Here is a 20,477-nt window from a genome sequence, read left to right as displayed (position 1 = left end):
TTCTTTAAGTATATATGAAAATACATTGCTGTGTATCGTGTACCTTAGTAATTGCTATGGTACACAATACACTATCCGATAGCAACGTATTAATAACCGTCATTTTGTTTAAATGCAGCATTGAGGTCTAACTCTCTTTGAGGAATAGGTAAGAATTTACGAACCCAGTTGAAAGGTACTTCATAGTCTGAAGGAACACCTACATCACCTGTTAAGTTTTGATTATTTCTGATGTAAATTTCATCATCATGTGTAGGAGGTGCTAATTCGTAATTTGTAACTGTCAATTGCTCATTAGCATAACCACTACCTCTTCTGATTACATCAAAATAACGATGACCTTCAAACGCTAACTCCAATCTTCTTTCCAAATAGATATCATCTAATGAAACTCCTGACTTTGAAGTTAAACCTGCTCTATTTCTCACTTTGTTCAAGTATTCATCTGCTTTTCCTTGGTTGCCAGATTGTAAGTACAATTCAGCTACAATTAGGTAAACATCAGCTAAACGGATGTAGTGGTAATTTTGATCGTAATTCAACTCAGGAACACCATTGTCCGTTCTTCTGAAAGCATGTGTTGTGTACTTGTAAGTGAACATACCTGTGAAAGTATAATGTGCTTCTAAAGATGGACTGAAATCCTCAGGATCATTACCCATGTTTAAGTGATTTTCATATTCAACATCTACTAGATCTTTCGCATACATAATAGTAGAAGCTTTTCTCTCATCACCATCTACATAAAGTGACTCCAATTCTCTGGTTGGACTACCAAATCCCCATCCTTGAGCTAAGACATCACTGTTGTGACCTCTTGGTCCTGACATTGTACATTGGTAGTTTCCAAGTTTGTTATGCGACCAGTCTCCTGTTCCTGTATTGGCAAATGGAATTTCGAATAAAACTTCAGCATTGAAATTACCATTGCTGTTGAACAAATCTTCATAATTTGCCAAAAGGTAAGCTCCAGAATTAGAAATGATATCTTCTGCCATTTGAATCGCATCTTGCTGTGTAAATTCACTACCGCCTTCCACTGGTAAAGATGATTTATTATACACACCTGTATAGAACATGTAGATCTTCAACATTTCAGCTTTAGCTGCATATTTTGATAATCTTCCCAACTCATTTTCCGGTAATTGCTCTGCCATTAAAGGGATGGCATCCAAAATATCCTTTGCTACAAAAGCATACACTTCATCAGGGTTTGACTGTACGACATCTTCCCAGTTGTCACCACTTAATGTTTCTCTGATTAAAGGAATATTTTCAAATAATCTTAATAACTCAAAGTAATAGTGTGCACGAAGAAACAATGCTTCTCCTTCAAAGTTAGCCTTTACATCTTGCTCATTTGATTTGAAATCAATTTGCTCATAACTACCCAAAAGCGTATTGGCTCTTTGGATACCCACATAACATTTCTTCCATGTTTTTTCCCCTTGCATACTCACAGCACGAGCATCAAAACGTTGCATTTGTTGCCAGCCTAACATATCCGTATTGTTGGCTCCACCAGTATAAGCGTCATCCGACATTACATCTGCATTCAAGGCCTGAGGCATTGCCTGCCAATCTAAATTATCATTTCTTAGCATTTCATAAGCTCCCATTAAAGCCTGACGTGCTTCTGTTGATGTTCTGAAAAATGAGTCTTGATCTTGAGAATCTTTTGGAGTGATGTCAAGGAATTTTGAACATGAAGTAGCTCCAATACAAAGCATCAAAAGTGCTCCTATATATATATTGATTTTTTTCATTTCTAGTAAGTTTTCGATGGATAAAAGAATTAGAATGTCACGTTAAGTCCTACTAAATAAGAACGTGCTTGAGGGTAAGATCCCATATCAAAACCTGAACCCATTGCTCCACCGTGTCCCATTTCTGGATCTAAACCTGAATACTCAGTGAACGTTAGTAAGTTGTTGCCTGATACATAAACTCTTAAACGTTGTGTACCAATTTTCTTAGAAATATGGCTTGGTAAAGTATACCCTACCTGAACGTTTTTCAATCTTAAATAAGAAGCATCTTCAATATGTACCATATCATTCATCCAGATGTAATTGTTGTTTGTATCATCATGTGTGAATCTTGGCATTGAGTTCGAACCGTTTTCAGGAGTCCAGCTGTTTAAGTAACGTGTATCATAGTTTTGGTCACCTAATAAGTCTCTACGAGTAGAAGCATTCATCATCTTACCACCTGATTGTCCTTGCCAGAACATTGAGAAGTCAAAACCTTTGTATTCCGCACGGATCGTTAAACCATACGTCCAATTATGTACTGGTGTTCCAATATCAGTACGGTCATTTTCATCAATTACACCATCACCGTTTGTATCTACAAAACGAATATCACCAGGTTTTGCATTTGTACCGAACATCTCGTTGTAACGGTCCGCTTCTTGTTGGTTTTGGATTACTCCATCTGTTTTGAAACCATAGAAGAATGGAAGTGAGTGACCTGTTGCCATTGCCATGTTACCAACTGTATTATGAAGACCATCACCGAAGATAAAACCATCTGTGTTATTTACTGCTGTCACTTTGTTGTCGTTGTAAGCTACATTACCTGTAATAGAGTATTTGAAAGCACCTTCGTTGTTTTGGTAAGTCAATGCCAGTTCAATACCTTGGTTTCTTACTGTACCTAAATTAGTTATTGGATCTTCCTGACCAGTGTAATCAGGTACAGGTTTATTGCCTAATAGATCTTGTCTTTCTCTAGAATATAAATCAACATTGGCTTGTAACATATCATTAAAGAAACCTACATCAATACCAAAGTTGAACTCTGCCGCTGCTTCCCAACGTAAATCAGGGTTAGCCATTCTTGTAATACCATAACCTGGCTGTGGCACTCCTCCAAGAGGATAAGAAGCTGTAGATCCAAATGCTGACATATAACCAAATGGAGGAATATTTTCGTTACCTACTTTACCCCATGAACCTCTTACTTTTAAGAAGTTGACTGTTTCGTTGTGCTTCAAGAAATCTTCGTTTGAAATCACCCAACCTGCTTGAACTGAAGGGAAGAAACCAAATTGATGATTAGGTCCAAAGTTCGAAGATCCATCATAACGCATTGTAGCACTGAATAGGTATTTCTCTTTGTAATCATACCCTAATCTACCGAAGAATGACATCAAACGGTGATCATAAAATCCACCATTTGCTTTTTGAGTATTGTCATCAGAACCGTTGCCAATATAACCATAATCCCAACCTGGAAGCTGTAATCCATTACGCATACCCCACATGTCTGTACCAGTACTTTGACGCATTGTCATACCACCTAACACTGAAATCTTGTGATCTACGTTGATTGTTTTTTCATACATTGCTGTATTTTCCCATTGCCAAGTACTGTACTCACTCATGTTTTGACTTACAGAACTGTTGGCCATTTGGTTTACAGAATTGTAATAAACCTCAGGACTGTAGCTTCTGTTTGCCCAAGATCCAATATCAACACCAAAATCAGACTTCACTGTCAAACCTTTAACACCTACAGGCTTCACTTCTACAAATGCATTACCAATAAATTTATTAGAAATGTTGTCTTCATAAGTATTATAAATTTTGGCCATAGGGTTAACAATCTCTCTCAATTGTCTTTCCGAAATACCATAGTAAGCACCGTTTTCACCTGTTATAGGGTTATACATTCCTGGGTTATAAGCGGGCTGTACTGGATAAGTATCGTATTCTGAATTTTTATCAAAAGCATATACAGGAGTTAGAGGATCATGTAATAATGCATTTTGGATAGCACCACCAAACTGCTCGTGCTCATTGATACCACTTCTTTCCTCTCTTACAAAAGTCGCATTAACGCCCACTTTTACTGATTCTGAAACTTTATGAGAAGAATTTAAACGGAAAGTGTAACGCTCAAACTGTGACTTTTCTGGAGCTACAATACCTTCTTGTCCAAAATAACCAAAACTTGCTAAGTAATTTGAGTTTTCGTTACCACCTGAGGTTGAAATACTGTGGTTTTGGATTGGAGCACTTTGGAATAATTCATTTTGCCAGTTGGTGTCATGTGCTGGATTAGCAATTTGTGCATCACTGAAAATTGGGCTTTGACCAGCGTTTACAGCACCTTGGTTATGCAATGTCATGTATTGTTGTGCATTCAGCAAAGGAGACTCTCTCCAAGCATTTTGAATACCATAATAACCATCATAAGTAACCGTTGATTTACCTGCTTTACCTTTTTTAGTGGTGATCATTACAACACCGTTGGCACCTCTTGAACCATAAATAGCAGAAGAAGCGGCATCTTTTAGTACTTCCATCGACTCAATGTCATTTGGATTTAAGAAGTTGATGTCGTCCATTTGCATTCCGTCAACAACGAATAACGGTGAGTTATGTCCGTTTGAACCCGTACCACGAATACGGATATCAACACCTGCTCCTGGCTGTCCTGAAACGTTAGTCACTAATACACCCGGCGTACGGCCTTGTAGTGACTGAGCAGCGTTTCCTACAGGTGTCTCAGTGATTTCATCTGATTTTACTGATGCAATGGCACCTGTTACAACACTCTTTTTCTGAACGCCATAACCAACAACAACAACTTCTTCCAGCTGTTCTACATCTTCGACTAATGCTACTGTAATGTTACTTTGTGAACCTACATTCACTTTTTGGGTCACGTATCCTATAAAAGAGAATACAAGTACTTTTGGGCCATTACTTTCATCAATCATTAAGGAGAATTTACCATCAAAGTCTGTAATGCTACCGATTGAAGTACCTTCAATAGAAACATTGACTCCGGGTAATGCAGTACCATCTTTTACATCTGTAACGATACCAGAGACTGTTCTTTCTTGTGCATGGACATTGGAAATAAAAAATAATCCCATGAAGAATAACAACCCCAGTACTCTTGTTAATTGTATTGGTTTTGTATGCATAAATGTAAGTTTAGATAATAATATTAGATTAAGTTTCACTTGCTAATCACTATCAAGTACTTAAGTTGAAGTACTTTCGTTTCTGCAGAATTGATTAGGTTTTAGCTTCATTTCATACTGCAATACTAACAGGATTAAGTGTCAAATGAAACATTCTCAAATATGATTAAACATTTGTTTATACTGTTTAACAAAACATCTATAACACTTATTTTCAACCCGTTGCTCTTTGCGTGTTTTTTGTTGAATTCTTATTTTATCAGATAAAAAAAAACTTTCTTTTAACAAGAGTTATCAATCGGGTTTTCTTTTTAAGAAATGTAAAGAAATATTAATACCCATGTGATATGTTAAGAGACTATGTTCAAGTAAAAAAACACACCTATGAATAGTACAAAAATTCATTTTAGCTTTTTGGAGGAAATTTATTTAGCCCAATAGGATGTAAGAGTATCATTCCAAAAACAATATACACTACACTTTCACGGATGAAAAATGTATATATTGTTATGTTATTTACTAATACACAAGGTAAAATTTTATATATATATAACTATTTAAATAAAATATATAACTATTACATTTCCAGTATAAAACTTACATCTGTCAGAACTTTTTTATGTTAGGATTTTTTTTGATGATTTCTTGGCATGAATTTATCGTATAAGAAAAAGGACACTTTTTGTACTGACGATAAATTTTAAAGTAAAATAATGCAATACCCCATGCAGTTAAGGGCTTCATTAATTATGTTAATGATAACCCTTTCCATGGTAGTAAAAGCTCAAGACCCTCAATTTTCTCAATTTTATGCTGCACCCTTATATCTAAATCCGGCTATGGCTGGGAATACGTATGATGGCAGAGCGACATTTAATTATAGAAATCAATGGGTAGGCTTACCTGCCAATTTTGAAACATATATGGTCGGCTATGACCAATTTATACCAAGCAAAAACATTGCTTTAGGTGGTACTATCCGTCAAGATAGATCGAGTATCAATGGTAATCGAAGTTTTACCAATACAAGTGTTGATGCCATTGGTAGTTATTTGCTGAGTATCAATAAAAATTTGAAAGTCAACTTTGGGCTTCAATTGGGCGTTATGCAATCGTCATTGGCCTTTAATGATATTATATTCAGTGATCAAATTGGTCCTGGAGGTGGAATTAGCGGTCCAACGGCTGAAAGACTTCTAAATGAAAATGCTTTTGTGCCTGATATTTCGGCTGGTATTTTAGTATTCGGCAGAGGTTTTTGGGGAGGCATGTCCTTCCATCACATCAACTCACCTAACGTAACTTTTATGAATGGAAAGCAAAATTACCCGATGAAATTTTCATTGATGGGTGGGTACGTTATTCCGTTAGAATATGTCAACAGAAGAAGAACTGTAAAAGGCTATAATGGTAAATCTATTTCCCCAGTGGCTTTATTTATGCAACAAGGCGGTTATTCACAACTGAGCCTTGGTGCTTATGCCAACTTAGAACCATTATTAGTTGGGTTTTGGTACAGAGGCCTGCCTGTTATCAAAAGTAATGATGCACAAGCAGTCAATCATGATGCTGTAATTATCATGATAGGTACTAAAATCAAGGGTTTAAAATTCGGCTATAGTATGGATTGGACGTTAACCCGCCTTCCCCAAGTGGGTGCAATGTCGCATGAAATATCATTAGGCTATGATTTAGATTTATATAAAGACTATCGTAAAAAGAAAAAGCGTAAAGCTGAACTACTACCATGTTCTACTCCTTGGGTAAACTAATTTTTTGAATTAAAGGAAATTATGAAAGCATTTTTACTAAAGATTTTAATCATATGCATTACCACCCTACTTTCTTTTGGTAATGTATATGCTCAACCACCGATTAGTTTAGAAGATAGACTGATCTGTGGAAAAGCAAACAATGGTACGATTCATTATGAGCTAGAAGGGTTAGATCCCAGTGTAAATTATGAATTCAATTGGTCTCTCAAAGATATTGTCGGTCAACTTGTATTTAATGGAAGTACCGATAAAGATGGAGTAAGAGTTCAATTTGATAAGAGTGTAAACAATGGTGTCTCCTACGGTAAACTAGTCATCGAAGTATGGGAACAAGGGTGTTCTTTTACTTCAGGAACTCCTAATGCTTGTTACAACTATAAAGAAATTAATATTGGATATTATGTTCCAGAAGCATTTGGTCTAAGCGTTGTTGATGGAGACCAATGTGCTCCATCAACTCAAACTATTGATGCTACAATGCCTGATCTTCCTGAGGGAGGTGTTGTTAGTGCAATTTGGACTTTGGATGAAACTAATACTTCTGGATTAACGACTGCAGCAATTGATGCCATCAAAGCACAATTGGCCACTGCTACTACAAATGGGGATTTAATTATCCCTATCACCGTTTTAAATGCTGACTTTAATCCTACTGATAATACTGCCATTATTACTATTGATGCTGAAGCATCTTGCGGTGGTACAGATTCAAATTCCTCATCTATTGAGTTAACTTTCTATAGAACTCCAGAAATTGCCGTTGGTGCTTTAACTGAAGTCTGTGCTACCAATGGTCAGAACTTAGGACAAGTCATTGCAGAAACGACTGATCCATTTACCTACGCTTGGGATATTGGAGGAGCTAGTTCAGGAACGGTAAATTTGACTGGAGGTTCATTTACTTTCAATACTTCTGGCACGAACAACAGTGGATTAGTGGTCACTGATGTACAATTTGATCCTGATGTTTTACAAATGTCTGCTACGTTTGATATTTCAGCCAGTGGGGCATTAGGAGGTTGTGGTGGAGCCACAGATCAAATAGTCGTTACTTTTATCAATAGTGCTTTAAAAACCGTTACTTCTCCTTTTTGTTCACTTCAAAATGGTGGAAACTTTACTATAGCGAATGAAAATACAGCCTCTTACGGTTATGATTACCAATGGTCCATCAATTCGATTACGGCAGGTGCCAATGTGGACCTTGTGGCTTTTGGAAATGACAACTCAGGTTTACGTTTAGATAATATCGTTTTCAATGGTGATGAATCAGTCATCAACCTTACTTTAGATCTTACAGTTAGTGGTTTAAATACGACATGTAATACTCAATCCTATAATGTAGTCATCAACAGAACTCCTCCTCAATTATCACAATCAGACATTACTTTTTGTGCATTGGATGGTAGTTCTGGAAATGCGGGAGTAGCAGAAGATGCGTCTCCTATTAATGGATATACTTACACATGGAGTAAAGTAGGAACTCCTGCCAACGGTGATTATGATATTATTCCGAGTGCCAATGGAACAGGATTCACGATTGACAATGTTGCTTTTAATAATAAAGAAGAGACAATTACCGGTGTTGCTCGATTGGATATTACGGGCTTGGACCCTACATGTGGAGACTCATTTGTAGAAATTAATATCACAATCAATAGATTACCTTCAGCACAAGGTTTGACTTCAATTGTTCTTTGTGCGGATCAGAATGGAAGTTATAATGTGATCCCTGCCAATGATCCTCAAGATGTGGTCAATGGGCAAACGTATAATTGGAGCTATACTTTAGATGATCCTTCATTAGGTTCACTTACTTTATCTCCAACCACCAACTTAGATCAATCAGGGCTTGATTTTAATAATGTCACTTTCAACGGTTCCAATACATCACTTACAGGTTTTGTCCACCTACAAGTCACAGGATCGATTTGTGGTGCGACAACAACTGATATTCCATTTACGATTTATAGAAGACCGAGTGTATTGGATATTACTTCAGTTGAAATATGTGCGACTCAAAATGAATCTTTATTAGAAATCATCACTGCACATACTGATAATTTTAGTGGATATGATTTCAATTGGACGGTAGGTGCAATCAATGGAGGAAGCATTACACAAGCAGTCGTTTACGGAAATAATAATAGCGGTATTCGTTTTGAAGATGTTGTTTTTGATCCAAATACACAGCAAATCACTACGACTCTCGATTTAGTCATTAATGGACTTGCATCAGATTGTGGCAATACAATGTCGATTCCGGTGACAATTGATAGAAACCCTGATGTTTTAGCGAACCTTACGGATTTCACCACTTGTCAATTGGACCTTGCGACTCCAAGTATTTTTGTAGTTACACCTTACACTGAGGATTTTCCAACTATCGAATACGATTGGATCAATAAAATAGAAACAGGTGGTACTACTACTCTAACGAAAACTGGAAACGACTTTAGTGGATTACGTTTAGACGATGTTGATTTTGATAATGGGTCATCAGTGATCAATGGTAGCATCGAAGTAACAGTAACAGGAGCTGGGGCAGGTTGTACGGCAACTACTCAGACTTTAAACTATACGATTTATAGAATTCCGGATGGTTTACAATTTACGGCTCCTCAAGCTTGTGTAACCAATGGTCAAAATAATGTAGTGCTTATCCCTGCCAATACGGAAATCGTTTCAGATTTTAATTACACATGGCAACTATTAAGTATCAGCAATGGCACAGCAGATTTTAGTGGAATTCACGCGACTGACAACTCAGGTTTATCAGTAAGTAATATTGCTTTCAATACCAATCAATCTCAGATCACAGCTACAATTAGAGCATCTGTTACCAATGTAGACGGAAGTTGTAATGCCTCTTCAGTGGACTTTACAGTGACCTTAGACAGAACTCCTCAAGTGACAACTATTGGTGCTCAAACCTATTGTTTAGTAGAAGGAGCAATTGATCAAGAAGTATCACCTGAAATCTTGGATGTACTAACAGGATATACTTATACATGGTCTCTTAATAACATTACAAATGGTACGCTAACAGGAACAGCTTTCGGTAATCAAGATACTGGTTTTAAGTTGACAAATGTGACATTCAATGATAATCAAGAAACCGTCACTGCTGACGTTGATGTAGAAGTACAAACGGCTTCTTGTGGATTAGTGACACATACCATTCCTGTTACGATCAATAGAATTCCTGATATCATCAACCAAAGCAATATTGCACTTTGTGCTTTTGACTTAGAAACTAATGTTCAAGCCATTACTGCAAATGCGGGAACTGATGTTATTGCAGGAGCTACTTATAGCTATACAGTCAATACAACTGACGGTGTGATTACTACTTCTCAAAATGGTAGTGATAATTCTGGTTTGGTGTTTACTTCTATCGATTTTAATGGAAATAATACAACGATCAGTGGTACTATTGATGTAGAAGTGACTTTACCGCAATGTGGTACGGTAACGAATAGCATTCCATTTGTGATTTATAGAAAACCAGATCAACTTGCTCTGACTGCAATTGATTTGTGTGCTGAAAATGGTTTAGCTTCGATTACTGCAGTCACTGCCAATACCGATTTCTTTGCAGGCTATACTTTTGATTGGACACTTACCGTAAATTCGGGTGGTTCAATGGGTATGACCACAAACGGAAATAATGATAGCGGAGTAGATTTTACTTCTATTACATTTAATGCCAATTCAGAAGTTATCACAGCCACATTGGATTTGGAGGTGGTTGGTTTGGACGCAAGTTGTGGAAACACAGTGAGCATTCCGGTTAATGTGTATAGAATCCCTGATGTATTTGCCAACCTTACAGACTTTGAAACTTGTATTCTAAAAGGAACTACTAGCGTAGATGTCGTGGGTACATCAACGGAAGATTATCCAAATATGACCTTTACTTGGACAGAAAAAGTAGCTCCAAGTAACGGAAGTACTATTACTTTAGATCCTTATGGAACGGACGGTGAAGCCTTACGTTTTATCAATGTTGACTTTGGTAATGGAGAATCAGAAATCACTGGAACAATCACTCTAACTGTTAATAATCCAGCAGGAGGTTGTGCTACTACCAAAGATTTTAATTACACCATTCATCGTCTTCCTGACGGTTTACAGATTGGTGATCAATTGCTTTGTGCATTGAATGGCGACACTAATATTCAGTTACAAGGCTTAAATACAGAGATTGTAGACAATTACTCTTACCAATGGAGTATCAGTAATTTTACAGGGGGTACCGCTACGGTTTCCTCTACTGCAGTTGGTGTTGGATCAGATGGATCTGATTTATACCTCAATGATATTAATTTCAATACGGGTTCATCTACACTTACAGCAACGATTAGAGGTACTGTTATTGGAATGGACAACAGTTGTGCAGGAGCAACAAAAGATATTACAGTCACAGTTCACCGTATTCCAGATGCTTTCAGATTAACGGACCAATCTTTCTGTTTGCAAAATGGTGCAGTGACAGAGACATTAGCTTCTCCAGAAACCGATGTGATTGCAGGTTATACGTATACTTGGACACACAGCGTTACGGGTGGTACAATTACAACTTCAACAACAGGAACGAATAATTCAGGTTTAGACCTTACCAACGTTGCTTTCGATCCTTCAGCAACACAGATTACAGGTACAGTTACTTTAACAGTAGCAGGAATTGATGCGAATTGTGGTACAAATTCTCACTCCTTCACTGTCACGATCAACCGTTTACCAGATAACCTCAGTACAACGGCTGTCAATCTTTGTCAATTGGATGGAGACACTGATGTGAACGTTTTCAATCCAAATACTGTTGCGGTAGGTACTTTTGCCTATGTATGGGAATGGGAATCTATCTCAGGAGGAACGGTAACATTAAGTGGTTATGGTAATAATAATTCTGGTTTAGAATTTGACAATATTACTTTCTCAGGAAGCTCAAATATCATTCAAGGTACTTTAAAAACGACTGTCAATAATGTAGATGCTTCTTGTAGCCCTACCCCGATTTACACTACGGTAGAAATTCATAGAGTTCCTGATCTGACGGGTCATACCGGACCAATTGAGTTTTGTGCCTATCAAGGCGATACAGATCAGTTGGTTTTAAATGAAATTGCTCAAGCAATCAACGGTTATGATTTCAATTGGAGTATTGATAATATCAGCAACGGTACTATTGTTTTAGATCCTAGCGGAAATAATAACAGTCAGTTAGAGTTTGATGATATCACTTTTGATGCCGGTGAAGTATTGATTAGTGGAGATTTATTGTTGGAAGTGAATAATGTAGATGCATCATGTGGTACTATTTCACAAACGGTACCTTTCTCTATTCATCTACTTCCTGATGTATTAAAACTGACTGGCTACAGTATTTCCCTTTGTTCTTATGCCGTAAATATGAATCAGTTGATTGATACTGGAAATGACACCGCACTTAATGGATATACTTATAATTGGAGTTTCCAAACTGCTCCTTCAGGAGGTACATTCGATTTACCAACATCTACTGATCATACCAAAGCAGATCAATCTGACCTTAATTTTTACAATATCAACTTTGATGCAAGTAGTACTGTCATTAATGCTGTAATCCGTTTGACGGTCACAGGACTATCGACAACTTGTGGTATTACGGAGAAATTGATTCCTGTAGTTATTGACTTGGAAGCCGATGATCTTAACCTAGTAGATCAAGTGGTTTGTGCTGAAGAGGGTGAAACAAACGTAATGGGTTATGCTGAAGATCTCAACCTATTTGCTGGTGTGACTTCTACATGGACGATTTCAAATGTGTCGGGTGGTACTATTTCGGGCATTACACAATACGGTAATCTTAATTCGGGAGTATTATTTGATCAAGTCAACTTCGATGCTGACTCTGAACAAATCACTGGTGAATTGACTTTAGTACAGATGACACCAAACTGTACAGATAAAACAGAAACCATTGATTTCACCATCAATAGAACCTTCGACCTTGGAAGCTATACTTCTATTGAACTTTGTACAACGGATAATGATACAAACACCACTCAGATTTTTGCTCCTATTAGTGATAACTTCCCAACGATCACTTACGCTTGGGCCAAAAATGGAACCTTTACTGATGGTGATTTCGAATTAGTTCCTTCAGCCAATAACACTGGACTTTCAATCAGAAATATTCAGTTTGACGATGGAAAATCGATCATCACAGGTTCGGTTACACTTACAGTTACGACTCCTAATTGTGGTGTGATCACTCAAGATATTCCTGTCAATGTTACTAGAAAAGTAGAATTGGCAGATGTTACATTAAATGATCTTTGTGTAACGGAGAATTCCTCAGGACATATTTTACATGATGAGGTTTTAGAAAATATTGCAGGATTTAGCTACGATTGGAATGTAGTGACTGCAACCGTAAATGGAGGTACTTTTGATTTGGATATTTCAGGTAATAATAACTCCTTATTGACGGTCAATAACGTTGTGTTTGATAATAATTCAATTGAAATCACAGCCGATATTACTTTAAGTGTCAGCGGTTCTTGTGATAACAGCACAGTGACAAAACAAATCAGAATCCAACGTATTCCTGATCTTACAACTTTGACTGATGTAGTGATTTGTGCCTTGCAAGACACCGATGGAGAAACGATTGTTATTGAAAATACAGAAGATTTTGGAAGTGGTGTTACTTACAACTGGAGTATTGCTACTGGAACGCTATCAGGTGGAACAGTCACTTTAGTACCAAGTACAACCAACAACAATTCTGGTTTAGTGCTGGATGATATTCACTTTGATGATAGCATTGACCCTTCTTCCTCTTCCATTTCCTTTACGGTAGATTTAGAAGTGACAGGACTTTGTCAAACCTTGAATCAGTCCTTCACCGTTCAGATTGACCGTGCAGTGGACATGAGTATTTTCCCTGCCTCTATCACAGAATGTCAATTGGATGAAGCCACTGATGTAGAAGTAATCGCCGTAGCCACAGAAACGATTGATAACTTTAATTACACATGGAGTATCGTTTCTATCAGCGGAGGTACGTTCAGCTTAGACCCTCAAGGAACTGACGCTTCAGGGTTACAATTAGATGCCATTCAATTTGATGATTCAACGACTCCAAGTTCAGCGACAATCAATGCAGTAATCAGAGTTCAAAATACCAACGGTTGTGCGATTGATTCTAAAGATATTCCGGTTACTATCAACCGACTTCCTTCTATCAATGATGTGGTTTCCATTGAAACTTGTGTGGAAGAAAGTGCTACAGGTGTATTGTTGATCGATCAAGCTTTTGAGGAAATAGACGGATATGTTTATTCGTGGTCTTATGATAATACGACATTTACAGGGGGTTCTGCAGACTTTGCAGGAGTCAATACAGATGGATCAGGTTTAGAACTGACATCGATTACATTTGATGCCAATAGTGCTACAGTTTCAGGAATCGTTACAGTCAATGTTTCCAACTCTTGTGGTATTGGTGACAAAGACATTCCATTTACTTTACATCGTATTCCTAATACCGCCTCAATCACTTTAAATACAGATTGTGCACCTTCAAATAATGGTACAGCAACTTTATTCAACGGACTTTCAGAAACACTTACTGATTGGACTTTTGAATGGGCATTAATTGAAGGTTCAGTTAGTGGAGGTTCATTGACATTAGGTGCAACTACTACTCAGAGTAACGAAGCATTAATGGCTGAGAATATTAATTTCGATGCCAACCAAAAAACCATCACAGGTAATGTTACTTTAATTATTACATCGACATCATGTAATGATCAATCGATCACACTTCCATTTACCATCAACAGAGAAATTGATTTGGATGCGATCACGCTCAATGAACTTTGTGTGGTACAAGGAAGTACATTGCAGATCTTGAATGCCGAATCTACTGAAACACTTGACGGTTATGCTTACAATTGGACTAGCCTTAATATCATAAGTGGAGGAAGTTTTACAGTATCTTCTGATGGAAATAATAATTCAAGATTATTGGCTAATGATATTACATTTGATGCCAACTCTTTAGTCATCAATGCAGAAATCACATTGGATGTCACAGGTAGTTGTAATACTGCTTCAAGAACGATTCCGATTACAATCAATAGAATTCCTGATCTTTCAAGCATCAGTAATCAATTCCTTTGTTTAGTACAAAATACCACTGACGAGATTTTGGTTACTGCCTCTACAGAAACATTAGGAACTATCGATTATACTTGGACAATTGATGCTTCGACTTTAACAGGCGGTTCGGCTACTTTACAAGCCTATGGAAATAATAATTCAGGTGTAAGACTTCAAACAGTCACTTTTGATACCAATTCTGATGAAATCACCTTTACTGTCGATGTTTCATTAAGCAATGCTTGTCAAGGAAGTACCACTTCATTTGATGTGACGATCAACAGACAAGTTGACTTCTCTTTATTCCCAGATACCATAGAGGAATGTTTGGTAGACAATAGTACGGGCATTACGGTAATCGATCCTCAAACGGAACAAATCAACAACATCACTTTTGATTATGAAATCGTCACTGCATCATTAAATGGCGGTAGCTTTACTTTAGAAACGAGCGGTGCTGACAACTCAGGATTGATCTTGAATGACATTCAGTTTGACAATACTTCTGATCAGATTCAAGCCAATATAAGGGTATTTAATGAAGCAGGTTGTTCATTGGATGATAAAACCATTGCGGTGACGATCCGAAGAATGGCAGACCAAACGACATTAACAGGCGTGAATTTGTGTGTAGAAAATAATGCTACAAATACTGAAGCTATTGCTGAAAATGAGTTTGCGATTGACAACATGGTCTACAGCTATCAGATCATTAATGTAGTCGGTGGACAGATTCCTTCATTTACTCAAAATGGCAACAACAATTCTCAGTTAGTATTAGATCAAGTGATTTTTAATGCAGATCAAACGAACATCACTGCTGACATCGTACTCACAGTCAACAACTCATGTGATGTGACTCCTGATACTATTCCATTGAGCATCGAAAGAACAGTAGATTTATCGTCGATCACACTCAATGAACTTTGTGCTACTGATGAAGATGGAAGCACGATGGAATTATACGCAGAAAGCTCTGAAAATCTTCCTTCATGGTCATATACTTGGACTTTGCTATCAAGTACCATGACAGGTGGTTCATTTACCATCGCTCCAAAAGGAAATCAAAATAGTGGTCTTGATGCTACAGCAATCAACTTTGATGAAGGAAGCAACGAAATCACGGCTTCAATCAACTTGACTTTAACAGGTAGCTGTAATGATGCCACTCAAACGCTACCGATTACGATTAGAAGAAATGTAGACCTTCAAAGTATCACTCTCAATGAACTTTGTGTGATTCAGGGAAGCACTGCACAAATTTTAAATCCAGAATCAACAGAGACTATTGCCGGTTATACTTACAATTGGACAAACCTTACGATCACCAATGGAGGTAGCTTTACAGTTTCATCTGATGGTAATAATAATTCTAGATTGCTGGCGAATGACATTACATTTGATGCCAATTCTTTAGTGATCAATGCTGAAATTACATTGGATGTCACAGGAAGTTGTAATACTGCTTCAAGAGTAATTCCGATTACCATCAATAGAATTCCAGACTTGTCGGTGATCAGCAATCAAGTACGTTGTTTAATTCAAAATACAACGGACGAAACATTGATTACAGCCTCTACAGAAACTTGGGGTACGATCGATTATTCTTGGACGATTGATGCTTCAACCTTGACGGGTGGTACAGCCACATTGGAAGCATATGGGAATAATAACTCAGGGGTAAATCTTCAAACAGTCACTTTCGACGAGGGATCTGATGTAATTACTTTCACTGTTAATGTCACGCTAAGCAATGCTTGTCAAGGAAGCAACACTTCTTTTGATGTGACAATCAATAGACAAGTCGATTTCTCATTATTCCCAGATACAATTGATGAATGTTTGGTGGACAATAGCACAGGCATTACAGTAATCGACCCTCAAACGGAACAAATCAACAATATCACTTTTGATTATGAAATCGTCACGGGGTCATTAAATGGCGGTAGCTTTACCTTAGAGACAAGTGGTGCTGATGATTCTGGACTTATTTTGAATGCTATTCAGTTTGATGACACATCGGATGAGATTCAAGCCAATGTAAGGGTATTTAATGAGTCTGGTTGTTCATTGGATGAGAAGATCATCGCAGTAACAATTCAAAGAGTAGCTGATCAAACGACATTGACGGGAGTAGATTTATGTTTGACAAATAATGCGACCAATGTTGAAGCGATTGAGGAGAATGAATTTGATATTGATAATATGGTTTTCAACTATCAAATCATCAATATCAATGGCGGACAAATCCCATCCTTTACACAAAGTGGCAACAACAATTCTCAGTTGGTATTAGATCAAGTTATTTTTAATGCAGATCAAACCAATATCACAGCTGACATTGTACTCACAGTCAACAACTCTTGTGATGCGACTCCTGACACAATTCCTCTGACAATTAATAGATCAGTAGATGTAGCGTCTATTGATTTGAATGAGTTGTGTGCTTTTGATGAAGACGGTAGCACCTTAGAATTATGGGCAGGGAACAGTGAAAACCTTCCATCATGGACTTACACTTGGATTCTTTTGGATGGAACTACAGGAGGTTCTTTCGATTTATCAACAAAAGGAAATCAAGGAAGCGGTTTGGATGTTTCAGCCATTAATTTTGATGAAGGAAGTGATGTCATTACAGGTTCAGTGACATTAAATACGACCGGAAGTTGTAATAATATCGTCCAGACCTTTACAATTACAATTAGAAGAAGTGTTGACCTTTCGAGCATCACAGATTATGAAAATTGTGTGGATGGTTTAGAAGATCTGGAACTTTATACTTCCAACGATGAAGAACTAGCGTCTATCGATCATACATGGACTTCATCTGTCACTGGCGGTTCATTTACATTAGTTCCAACAGGAAATAATAACGCCGGTCTTACTTTACAAAATATCACATTTGATAATAATAGCTATGCCATTACAGGTACATTGACTATCAATCAAACGGGTTCTTGTGACGAAAGAAGTCAAACCGTCAATATCAACCTTTATAGAGCACCTGTATTTACCAATAGTGATACGTTGGTATTCTGTCAAGATGAAATCAATACTATTGAAGGAATTTCTTCTGATGCAGGCGTATTTAATATCCGATGGGAAGTTGCTTCTATTGATGGGGCTAGTGCATCGGGTATCAATAAAATCAATGCCTACAACAATTCAACTTCAAATACGCTGACCAATGTACAGATGACGAAAGATGATTTTGACGCTTCATCTGGCTTGATCACGGTGACTTTCAACCTTATCACTAGTAATTCACTTTACAGCAGTTGTGAAAGTACTCAGGAGGTGGTAGTACAATTTACTCGTATTCCTGAAATCACTATTCCTGACGCGGAAGCGGAAGGTTGTTCGGCTGTTCCGGTAGTGCTTATGCCTTTTGGAGATGAAGACTTCTCAGAAGATTACAACTATGAATGGAATTTGGACGTTGCTTCATTGGTTGGAACTTCAGCTGATGGATCTACTAGAATCCAAGGTTTAGTACAGAGCTTTACTGGTCAAAACTTATCGATCACGCTTGAGGATACGGATTATAATAATGTCAATACACAGCAGATCAACTTTGATGTAACGCTGACGGTAACCAATAAAGTCAATGCAACGTGTAGCAATGCAGGAAGTACGAAGACTTTCAGTTTTACTATTCACAGATCACCTTTGGTTGGTCTTCCTACAGATACATTGGCCGTTTGTGAAGCTGAAACAATCTCAATTCAGTCGTCTTATGATGAGCAAAGCAATATTGATTACAGTTGGGAAATCTTAAATGTGGTAGGTGGTCAGCTGTCCAATGACGGTGTGAATCAATACAGCATTAATGTACACTCTCCTGTTTTTGATAACGATGTTTATGATATTTACGCAGACGTTGTTTTAACGACAGTCAATAAATTAGTTCCAGATGTTTGTCCGGGTATCGATACCGCAAAAGTACATTTCCAAAGAACACCAACTTCGAATTTTACTATTCAAAATACGGTGGGATGTGCTCAGCAAGTATTGACTTTGGATGCTTCAACTTCAGGTATTCCAAACGGAGAAAATACTTACGAATGGGATTTCAATTACAATGGTACTTTCTCAGCTGATTCTTCATCTACCCTTCCTACAATGAACAAAGTTTATGAAGGAGAAGGCACGTATACTATTGCATTGAGAATCACATCAGCACTTGGGTGTACAAGTAATATTTATTCTGAATCAATCACTATTTACCCAAGTCCTGTCGCCAACTTCAACATTCCTGATCTGATCTGTTTGGATCAAGAATTTGAAGCCAATAACAATGGTTCAACTGCAGGAAATCCTGACGGGGAAATCACTTGGGAATGGTATATGGATTACGGTGGAAACAATACGATCTCTCAAGGAAGTAATTCATCGATCAATTACAGCTATCCTCAAACGGGTAACTATCAAATTGCCTTAGTGATCACGAACAGTTCAGGTTGTCAAGATGTAATGATCAAGGAAATCGATGTTATAGGACTACCCGAAACGACATTTGATCCATTAGTCTATATATGTGAAGGTGAAACTGCCACACTTAGCATCTCTGGAGGTGAATCATGGGAGTGGTCTACAGGTGAAACGACTTCCACAATCAATGTTACTCCAACTGAATCTCAGAAATACGGAGTGAAGAGTTTCAATCAATTAGGCTGTTTCAAAACAGACTCAATTGAAGTGGTTGTTCTTCCAAACGGATCAGGAAGCTCAATTATAGAAGCTTGTGATTTTGCAGAAGTGACACTTTCAACCATCATTGATGACCCTGCCGTAGTAAAAGGTATTGAGTGGAGCACGGGTGAAACTACCTCTTCAATCATCGTTACTGAAGCAGGAACATTCACTTATACTTTACTTGTACAAAGTGATCCGAATGCTGATCCATGTACCTATACGCATAGTATTACAGTCAATAGAGATCCAATTCCAGGTACGCTTCTTCCATCAGATACCACGTTCTGTTTTGAAGACGATGCAAGAATTGAATTAGTAGCCACTAATGATCCAAATGTTGTGGTGGTATGGGAAGATACGGAAGAAACAACGCCAACAGTGACAAGAGGTGAAGAAGGTGTTTATGCTGTAAAGATCATGGATACTTCTAGAGAAACTGCATGTTTTGAAGAATACGAAATCAATGTTGTAGAATTATGCCCTCCAAGAATTTCAGCACCAACAGGCTTTACGCCAAACGGTGATGGATTGAACGACACTTTCTACATTGAAGCTTCCGATTTATTCAATATCACTTTGACGATTTATAACCGTTGGGGAGAAATTATTTTCTACAGAGAATATGCGGATGAATATGAACTTAGAAACCCTAAAAAAGGTTGGGATGGTACGTATAGAGGTCGTAAGGTATCGATTGGTGATTATATCTATACACTAACCTATGAAAGTGAATTGTATCCAGGAGAAGTCTATAGAAAAGATAGCGGTATTTCAGTAATTTATTAATCCATCATCATCAACCCATGAATTAATTTATGGGTTGATGATGATGAAATAGGCATAATTAACACCTTCATTAGAATTTTTTTAATTAATTTAATCAAATAGTTTGTCCATCTTACTTGGAAAACTGT

The 20,477-nt window shown here is 37.4% G+C and carries 4 protein-coding genes; 2 read left to right on the top strand and 2 right to left on the bottom strand.

The annotated features are described in order from the left end of the window. Nucleotides 1–89: 89 nt before the first annotated feature. The gene (locus tag AVL50_RS17415; RefSeq protein WP_062617773.1) at nucleotides 90–1,766 is read right to left on the bottom strand and encodes a RagB/SusD family nutrient uptake outer membrane protein; all 1,677 of its coding nucleotides are present in this window, start codon (nucleotides 1,764–1,766) and stop codon (nucleotides 90–92) included. Nucleotides 1,767–1,795: 29 nt separating this feature from the next. Then, nucleotides 1,796–4,939, bottom strand: a complete 3,144-nt coding sequence (locus AVL50_RS17410) for a TonB-dependent receptor (RefSeq protein ID WP_082795887.1) — start codon at nucleotides 4,937–4,939, stop codon at nucleotides 1,796–1,798. Nucleotides 4,940–5,652: 713 nt separating this feature from the next. Here AVL50_RS17410 and AVL50_RS17405 point away from each other — a divergent pair. Both AVL50_RS17405 and AVL50_RS17400 read left to right on the top strand, forming a co-directional pair. Continuing rightward, nucleotides 5,653–6,711, top strand: a complete 1,059-nt coding sequence (locus tag AVL50_RS17405; protein WP_062617771.1) for a PorP/SprF family type IX secretion system membrane protein — start codon at nucleotides 5,653–5,655, stop codon at nucleotides 6,709–6,711. Nucleotides 6,712–6,732: 21 nt separating this feature from the next. Next, on the top strand, nucleotides 6,733–20,349 hold the full coding sequence (locus tag AVL50_RS17400; protein ID WP_062617770.1) for a gliding motility-associated C-terminal domain-containing protein: 13,617 nt from the start codon (nucleotides 6,733–6,735) through the stop codon (nucleotides 20,347–20,349). The last annotated feature ends 128 nt before the right edge of the window (nucleotides 20,350–20,477 follow it).

The sequence above is a fragment of the Flammeovirga sp. SJP92 genome, from assembly GCF_001583495.1.
GTDB lineage: Bacteria > Bacteroidota > Bacteroidia > Cytophagales > Flammeovirgaceae > Flammeovirga.
The sequence above is the reverse complement of the archived record's forward strand: the minus strand, read 5'-3'. Positions and strand labels throughout refer to the sequence as shown.